This window comes from Kitasatospora sp. NPDC057198, from assembly GCF_042670125.1.
In the GTDB taxonomy this organism is placed as follows: domain Bacteria; phylum Actinomycetota; class Actinomycetes; order Streptomycetales; family Streptomycetaceae; genus Kitasatospora.
Genome location: NZ_JBHUWH010000412.1, coordinates 1 through 6,906 on the forward strand (window position 1 = coordinate 1; position 6,906 = coordinate 6,906).

At 74.2% G+C, this 6,906-nt stretch carries 9 protein-coding genes and 1 tRNA gene; 5 read left to right on the forward strand and 5 right to left on the reverse strand.

What is annotated here, in order from left to right; genetic code table 11:
- Together ACFUEL_RS31690 and ACFUEL_RS31695 are read right to left on the reverse strand one after the other, a co-directional pair.
- On the reverse strand, window positions 1-410 hold a 410-nt coding region (locus tag ACFUEL_RS31690), incomplete at its 3' end, for a VOC family protein (RefSeq protein ID WP_380240342.1).
- 10 nt (window positions 411-420) lie between these two features.
- Entirely contained in the window at window positions 421-933 is a 513-nt protein-coding gene (locus tag ACFUEL_RS31695) for a helix-turn-helix transcriptional regulator (RefSeq protein ID WP_380240344.1), read from the reverse strand.
- A gap of 166 nt (window positions 934-1,099) precedes the next feature.
- Between ACFUEL_RS31695 and ACFUEL_RS31700 the strand changes: the two genes are divergently transcribed.
- A tRNA-Cys gene (locus ACFUEL_RS31700) sits at window positions 1,100-1,170 on the forward strand.
- 66 nt (window positions 1,171-1,236) lie between these two features.
- A complete protein-coding gene (locus ACFUEL_RS31705; protein WP_380240345.1) occupies window positions 1,237-2,634 on the forward strand; it encodes an NADP-dependent succinic semialdehyde dehydrogenase in 1,398 nt (465 codons plus the stop codon).
- Between the two features lie 45 nt (window positions 2,635-2,679).
- Here the strand turns inward: ACFUEL_RS31705 and ACFUEL_RS31710 are convergent, their stop codons facing one another.
- On the reverse strand, window positions 2,680-2,958 hold the full coding sequence (locus ACFUEL_RS31710; RefSeq protein ID WP_380240347.1) for a hypothetical protein: 279 nt from the start codon (window positions 2,956-2,958) through the stop codon (window positions 2,680-2,682).
- A gap of 349 nt (window positions 2,959-3,307) precedes the next feature.
- On the opposite strand from ACFUEL_RS31710, the gene ACFUEL_RS31715 reads away from it, so the two are divergent.
- Both ACFUEL_RS31715 and ACFUEL_RS31720 read left to right on the forward strand, forming a co-directional pair.
- Window positions 3,308-3,607 (forward strand): hypothetical protein, encoded by a 300-nt coding sequence (locus ACFUEL_RS31715; protein WP_380240348.1) that lies wholly within the window; start codon window positions 3,308-3,310, stop codon window positions 3,605-3,607.
- 60 nt (window positions 3,608-3,667) lie between these two features.
- Complete coding sequence (locus ACFUEL_RS31720) at window positions 3,668-4,159, forward strand: DUF1877 family protein (protein ID WP_380240350.1); 492 nt, start codon at window positions 3,668-3,670, stop codon at window positions 4,157-4,159.
- 13 nt (window positions 4,160-4,172) lie between these two features.
- On the opposite strand, the gene ACFUEL_RS31725 is transcribed toward ACFUEL_RS31720, so the two are convergent.
- Together ACFUEL_RS31725 and ACFUEL_RS31730 are read right to left on the reverse strand one after the other, a co-directional pair.
- Entirely contained in the window at window positions 4,173-4,661 is a 489-nt protein-coding gene (locus ACFUEL_RS31725; protein ID WP_380240352.1) for a GNAT family N-acetyltransferase, read from the reverse strand.
- 70 nt (window positions 4,662-4,731) lie between these two features.
- Window positions 4,732-6,036, reverse strand: coding sequence for a M20 family metallopeptidase (locus ACFUEL_RS31730; RefSeq protein WP_380240354.1), 1,305 nt, complete (start codon window positions 6,034-6,036; stop codon window positions 4,732-4,734).
- A 299-nt stretch (window positions 6,037-6,335) separates the two neighbouring features.
- On the opposite strand from ACFUEL_RS31730, the gene ACFUEL_RS31735 reads away from it, so the two are divergent.
- Window positions 6,336-6,906, forward strand: a 571-nt coding sequence (locus ACFUEL_RS31735; RefSeq protein ID WP_380240356.1) for an MmgE/PrpD family protein, incomplete at its 3' end; no start/stop codon positions are given.

Consider the following 6,906-nt stretch of genomic DNA (forward strand, 5'->3'; position numbering starts at 1 on the left):
CCGCGGGGCTGGGCGAAGCGGACCATGTTGCCGGCCGGGTCGCGGAACGCGCAGTCGCGGACGCCGTAGGGCTGGTCCATCGGCTCCTGGAGCACGTCGGCGCCGGTGGCCCGGATCTTCTCGAAGGTGGCGTCGCAGTCGGGGGTGCGGAAGTTGACCGCGCGCAGCAGGCCCTTGGCGAGCAGTTCGGCGGCGGCCTGCCGGTCGGCGTCGGTGGCGCCCGGGTCGGCGACCGGGGGTTCGAGCACGACCTCGACCTCGGGCTGGGCGGCGGAGCCGAGGGTGACCCAGCGCATCCCCTCGAAGCCGACGTCGTTGCGCACCTCCAGCCCGAGGGCGTCGCGGTAGAAGCCGAGCGCGGCGTCGTGGTCGTCGACGGCGATGAAGCACTGCGAGAGTTTGATGTCCATGCCCCCGACGCTACTGACCGGCGGGGCCGGATGCTTCTCCGTTCCTGATCTCCTGCGCAGGCGGCCGCGCGGCCTCTTGCATGGCCTCTTGCGCGGGCGGCCGCGGCGGCTGCTCCGGGCGTCCGGTGCCGGTGCCGCGGATCGGGCGGGTGAGGTACATCGCGACGCAGGCGGTGATGTGTTCGGCGGCGCTGTGGTCGCGGGCCCGGTAGGCGCTGGGGCTCTCGCCGACGAGTTCGGTGAAGCGGGTGCTGAACGAGCCCAGCGAGGTACAGCCGACGGCCATGCACACCTCGGTGACGGACAGGTCGCCGCGGCGCAGCAGCGCCTTGGCGCGCTCGATCCGGCGGGTCATCAGGTAGCTGTACGGGGTTTCGCCGTACGCGGCGCGGAAGCTGCGCTGGAAGTGGCCGACGGACATCAGGGCGACCTTGGCGAGGGCGGCGACGTCCAGCGGTTCGGCGTAGTCGCGGTCCATGGTGTCGCGGGCCCGGCGGAGGCGTTTGAGGTCGTCGATCTGCACGGGCCCAGGGTAGTCGCGGGTCCGGACCGGCGGGGGGATGATTCGATCATCCGCCGACCGTTCGTCATACTTCGGTCGAAACCGGGCATTCGGGTGATGTCCGGGTGGTTCGGACTCTCACTCCCGGGCCGCCCGCTGCTAGCTTTTGAGTCACGCGAGGGAGCCCGGTGGAGTGGCCGAGAGGCGAGGCAACGGCTTGCAGGGCCGTGTACATAGGTTCGATTCCTGTCTCCACCTCCTCGCTCCCCTCGATGTCCGCCCCCGCCCGGTTGGCCGGGCGGCAGTCGAGGAAGGAATGGCTTGATGGCCATCGCCACCGTCAACCCGGCCGACGGCCGCACCGTCGAGGTCTTCGACCCGCTGGACGAGACCGCCGTGGAGCGCCGGCTGGCCCGCGCGCAGTCGGCGTTCGAGTCCTGGCGGCTGACCACCTTCGCGCACCGCGCCGAACTGATGCACCGGGCCGCCGAGTTGCTGGAGCAGGCGAACGAGCAGGTGGCCCGGACGATGACGCTGGAGATGGGCAAGCCGCTGGCGCAGGCCAGGGCCGAGGCGGCCAAGTGCGCGAAGGCGATGCGCTGGTACGCGGACCGGGCCGAGGAGTTGCTCGCCGACGAGCACCCGGCGCAGCGGGACGTGGCGGACTCCGGCGGGGTCGCGGCGTACGTCCGGTACCGGCCGCTGGGGCCGGTGCTGGCGGTGATGCCGTGGAACTTCCCGTTCTGGCAGGTGGTGCGGTTCGCCGCGCCGGCCCTGATGGCGGGCAACGTGGGCCTGCTCAAGCACGCCTCGAACGTGCCGCGCACGGCGCTCGCGCTGGAGGAGCTGTTCGCCCGCGCCGGGTTCCCGCAGGGCTGCTTCCAGACGCTGCTGATCTCCTCGTCCCAGGTGGAGGCGGTGATCCGGGACGAGCGGGTGGTGGCGGTGACGCTGACCGGCAGCGAGGGCGCGGGCCGGTCGGTGGCGGCGGTGGCCGGCGACGAGATCAAGAAGACGGTGCTGGAGCTGGGCGGCAGCGACCCGTTCCTGGTGCTGCCCTCGGCGGACGTGCCGGCCGCGGCCGAGCGGGCGGTCACCGCCCGGGTGCAGAACAACGGGCAGTCCTGCATCGCCGCGAAGCGCTTCATCGTGCACACGGACGTGTACGAGGAGTTCCTGGCCGCGTTCACCGGGCGGATGCGGGCGCTGACCGTCGGCGACCCGTCGGCGGAGGACACCGAGGTCGGCCCGCTGGCCACCGAGCAGGGCCGCACCGACCTGGAGGTGCTGGTCGCGGACGCGATCGGGCACGGCGCGACGGTGGCCTGCGGCGGCGCCCGGCCGGACGACCCGGCGCTGGCGGACGGCTGGTACTACCTGCCGACGGTGCTGACCGGGGTGACGCCGAAGATGCGGATCCACCGCGAGGAGGCGTTCGGCCCGGTCGCCACCGTGTACCGGGTCGCCGACCTGGACGAGGCCGTCGCGGTCGCCAACGACTCGCCGTTCGGCCTGAGTTCGAACGTCTGGACCACGGACGGGGCGGACCGCGAGCGCTGCGTGCGCGACCTGCGGGCGGGCGGCGTGTTCTTCAACGGGATGACCGCCTCGCACCCGGCGTTCCCGTTCGGCGGGGTCAAGCGCTCCGGCTACGGGCGGGAGCTGTCCGGCCACGGCATCCGCGAGTTCTGCAACATCACCACGGTGTGGTCCGGGAGCTGACCGCGCACCGCCGAAGCGGGCCGGGCGGTGCGGGCGGTGCGGGGTTCAGGCGGCGTGCGGGTGGGCGCGTTCGTGGCGGCCGAGGAACTGGGCGGCGAACGCGACGATGGTGACGGCCCACACCACCGAGAACACGATCAGCAGCCAGAGCTGGCCGATCTGCGCCGCGACCAGGCCGAGGCCCAGGGACAGCGCGAGCAGGAAGACCAGCGAGGAGTTGTGCTTGGCGGTCAGCCAGGCGGTGAACCGGTGCAGCGCGCCGGGGCCCGGACCGCCGGTGGCGGTCGTTCCCGTGGCGGTCGTTCCGGTAGCGGTCGCGGGCATCGCCCTCACCTCCGCGGAGTTCGGCGTCCGTTCGAGTATCGCGCCGGTCGGGGCGGACGGGCCACCTGTGGGAGGATCGCGGGGGCGCCGGTGGCGGACTCGCATGCACGATCAGGGGCCCGGGGAACGGCGGGTCCGTGCTGCTGGCGGCCGAAGCCCACCGGAGGTTCGTGCTGCTGCGTGTCCGTGACAGAACCGGAAGCAGATGCGCGCTCCGGCAGTGAACCTCTCGCAGACCGGGGCTCGCCGTTCCCCGAGCCCCTGGTGGTTGCTCTTCTCCCTGCGCCGAGCGCTGGCCGGAGGAGTTCGCCGATCCGGAGGGCGGGCCGCTGCTGTGCCACAACGACGTGTGCGCGGAGAACGTGGTGTTCCGGGCGGGCGGGGCGGCCGCGCGTACCTCGAAGTGCCGCGCCGGCTGGCCCTGTTCGCGGACGCGTACGGCCTCTCCCCCGCCGACCGGCTGGCCCTGCCGTCCGTCCTGGAGCAGGCCACCGGCGTCTGCCGGGCCTTCGTCGCCCGCCGGATCGCGGCCGGGGACGCCGCGTTCGTCGACTACTTCGCCCAGTACGGCGGTTGGGCCCGCTGGGACCGGCTGCAGTCCTGGCTGGCGGAACAACGGCCGCTGCTGGAGCGGCGGTTGCGGGATTGACGGTGGCGGGCCGTAGGGTGTGGCCGGTTCGATCGCCTCCCGTTCCCCCGAAGGTGTCCCATGGGCTTCCACCAGCACTTCCGCGCCGTCCCGCCGGATGAACTCGTCGTCGAGGCCGGGTGGTTGGCGGAGTTCATGCTGGCGGCGTGGCGGCGGTTCCAGGAGGAGTACGCGGCGGGGGTCGCGAACGCCTTCGAGAAGGACTTCGACCTCCACGCGCGGCTGTACACCGGCGGGGCCGACCTCGACGAGAACGACTCGGACGTGCGGACGCTGCCGGTGTACGGCGGTGACCCGGTCTTCCCGGAGAGCGGGGAGCCGCCGTTCCTGGTGATGCCGCCCGAGCAGGTGGCGCGGACGGCGGAGTACCTGGCCGGCGCCGACTTCGACGCGCTGTGGGCGGTCGCGGGCGAGCGGATCCGACTCTCGTCCGGGGACGGGGACATGGCGCAGGAGAAGGCGTACCGGCTGGGCGAGCACCGGGATTTGACGGAGTTCTACGGGCGGGCGGCGGCGGCCGGGCATGCGGTGGTCAAGGCGTTCCGGTTCTGAACGGGCGCGTGGTTCAGGAGAGTTGGCGGCGCATCAGGGTGCACATCGTCTCGTACCTCCGGAGTGTGCCGTCCTCGTCCTCGACGTCCCAGGCGTCGGGGGCACGGCCGAAGGCGCGGTAGCCGAGGCGTTCGTAGAGGGCGCGGGCGCGCGGGTTGGACTCCTCGACGCCGAGTTCGGCGGCGGTCAGGCCGCGGGCGGTGATGCGCTGCTCGGCGGAGCGGATCAGCAGGGTGCCGATGCCGCAGGACTGGAGGGCCGGGTGGACGCCGAGCTGCCAGAGGGTGCCGGCGCCGGGGGCGGGCAGGTAGTCGACGCCGCCGACCGCGACGGGGAGGCCGGCCGGGGTGCACACCGCCAGGTAGTCGACCTCGCCGGCCTCGGCGCGGCGGAGCTGGTGGACGAGCTCGCGCACGTGCTTGGGCGAGCCGGCCCAGCCGCAGGAGGGCAGGTCGGCCTCGGTGAGGTCGCGCACCGTCAGGCGCAGCCTGATCTCGGTCATCGCAGGGTTCCTTCCGCAGCCGGTCCGTCCGGACATTGCAGCAGCCGGACTCCCGTGCTGTCGAAGGGTTTCAGGACGGGTCGGCCGGGAGCAGCCGCCCGGTGAGGTGGTCGGCGGCGAGGTGGGCGTGCAGCCGGACGCCGAGGGGGAGGGTGTCGTCGTCGAGGTAGAAGCGCGGGTTGTGGTTGGGGACGATGCCGCGGCCGCCGGGGGTGGGGACGGGGTTCCCGGCGGCGTCGAGTTCGGTGTCCTGGGCGCCGAGCATGACGTACAGGCCGCCGTAGGCGTTGACGAACTCGGAGACGTCGTCGTAGCCGAGGGTCGCGCCGGTCTCCAGGACGCGGCCCGCGCCGACCACCCGGCGCAGCGTGGGCAGGGCGGCGTCCAGCCACTCCCGGCGGTTGTCGACGGCGGGCACGTCCTGGAGGTGCTCGACGGTGGCGGTGCAGCCGTGCGCCTCGGCGGTGTGCTCGGCGAGGCGGGTCAGGCGGCGCTGGACGTCGGCCATGTCGGTCTCGACGGCGCAGCGGACGGTGCCCCAGAGGGTGACGTGCTCGCCGATGATGTTGAAGCGGCCGATGTCCTCGACGTGGCCGATGGTGACGGTGACGGGGTGGTAGGCGTCGAGCTGGCGGTAGAGCTGGCCGATGCCGGTGACGATCGCGGCGGCGGGCGGCATCGGGTCGACGCCCTGCCAGGGGGTGGAGCCGTGCACCTGGCGGCCGGTCACGGTGATCTTGACCAGGCAGGAGGCGGCGTACTGGTTGCCGGCCCGGTAGCCGACGTGGCCCTTGGGGTGCGGGGTGAGGTGCATGCCGAAGACCATGGTGGGTTCGGGGTCGTCGAGGGCGTGCTCGGCGAGCATCTGCCGGGCCCCGCCGGTCTCGGTGACCGGCGGGCCCTCCTCGGCGGGCTGGAAGACGAACAGCACGGTGCCGGGCAGCTGTTCGCGCACCCCGCCCAGTACGGTGGCGGCGCCGAGCAGCATCGCGGTGTGGCCGTCGTGGCCGCAGGCGTGCGAGACCGGGAACGGGCCGCCGGGGTAGTCGTGGTCGACGGTCGAGGAGGCGAAGTCGGCGCCGCACAGGTCGGCGACCGGCAGCGCGTCGGTGTCGGCCCGCAGCGCCACCACCCGCCCGCCGGGCCGTCCGCCGCGCAGCACCCCGACCACGCCGTGCCCGGCGATGCCGGTGCGGACCTCGTCCAGGCCGAGCGAGGTGAGGTGGTCGGCGATCAGGGCGGCGGTGGCGCCCTCCCGGTTGGACAGTTCGGGGTGCCGGTGCAGGTGCCGCCGCCAGGCGATCACCTGCTCGGCGACGGCCGCGCTGCGGCGGTCCAGTTCGGCGTACAGGGGTGTGGGGTCCGTCGTGTCCACGGGCGTCCTCCGGTCGGTGTTCCCCCCCGCTGCGGCCAGGGTCGAGCGTACGGTGCGGGGGCCCGCGGGGGCGTCAGGACGCGGGCCGGGCCGGGGTGTCGGCGGTCGGGTCGGCCCGGACGGGAACGGGGGGCGGGGCCGGGTGGGGGGCCGGGGGGTGAAGCGCGGTTCCTGGCGGTCGGTCGGCCCCGTCCGGCGCGCGGTGTGACGTCCGTCCCCCTCCCGGGGCGGGCTCGGAGCGGGCCCGGCCTGGTAATTTAACGATCGTTCGATCAAGCGAGCGCGCGACAGGAGTCCGCATGGTGCAGAGCGCCGAGAGGCTGGCCCGGTGGGCCGCCGAGTCCACCCCCTCCCCCGAAGACCTCGCCCTCGCCGAGCGGGCGCTGCGGGACACCGTGGCGGTCGCACTGGCCGCCCGCGAGCACCCGATGGCCGCGCTCGCCACCCCGCTGCCGGACGCCGCCCGCTGGGCGGCGGTCGCGCACGTCCTGGACTTCGACGACCTGCACCTGCCGTCGACCACCCACATCAGCACGGTCTGCGTCCCCGCCGTGCTGGCCGCCGGCGGCGACGCCCGCGCCTACCTGGCGGGCGCGGGCGTGATGGCCCGGCTCGGCACCGCCCTGGGCTGGGCGCACTACACCTCGGGCTGGCACGCCACCTGCACCGCCGGGGCCCCGGCCGCGGCCGTCGCGGCGGGGCTCGCGCTCGGGCTGGACGCCGACGGCCTGGCCCGCGCGATCGTCCTGGCGCTGCCCGCGGCGGGCGGCGTGCAGCGGGCGTTCGGCACCGACGCCAAGGCGCTGCAGGTGGGGTTCGCGGCGGAGGCGGGCGTCCGGGCGGCGCGGCTGGCGGCGGCCGGGGCCGGGG